The sequence below is a fragment of the Pseudomonas sp. SIMBA_068 genome (assembly GCF_046534705.1).
Classification (GTDB): domain Bacteria; phylum Pseudomonadota; class Gammaproteobacteria; order Pseudomonadales; family Pseudomonadaceae; genus Aquipseudomonas; species Aquipseudomonas putida.
The window spans coordinates 1-381 of sequence record NZ_JAWRYI010000111.1; the positions used below are offsets into that span (position 1 = coordinate 1).

The following is a 381-nucleotide window of genomic DNA, read 5'->3' on the forward strand; positions in this document are numbered from 1 at the left end:
CACCAGCGTTACCACGCGTTCAGCCACTTTGTGAATACTTTCGGTAACGCGCGTACCGGGCAGCTGCGGCCCCAACAGACGGTCGACCAGATTTCGCAGCCGGTCCGCCTGTTCGATAATCACTTTGGTATATTCGAGTAGTGATGGGTCAGGTAACGCTTTGCTGAGCAGCTGCGCCGCGCCACGTAAACCGCCAAGCGGATTTTTAATCTCATGTGCCAGGCCGCGCACTAAATCACGGGCAGCAACCTGCTGGGCGTGCTGTAGCTGTTCCTGACTTAAGCGGCGCTGGTTATCCATCGGAGCCATCTCCAGCAGGATCATGCCGTCCGGCATACGCTGGGCCGTCACAGAAAGGATATGCGAGCGCCCGTCGATGAC

At 58.0% G+C, this 381-nt stretch carries 1 protein-coding gene; it reads right to left on the minus strand.

Annotation, left to right across the window (positions count from 1 at the left end; all coding sequences use genetic code 11):
• On the minus strand, nt 1–381 hold a 381-nt coding region (gene glnL, locus SB756_RS28405), incomplete at both ends, for a nitrogen regulation protein NR(II) (RefSeq protein ID WP_410912827.1).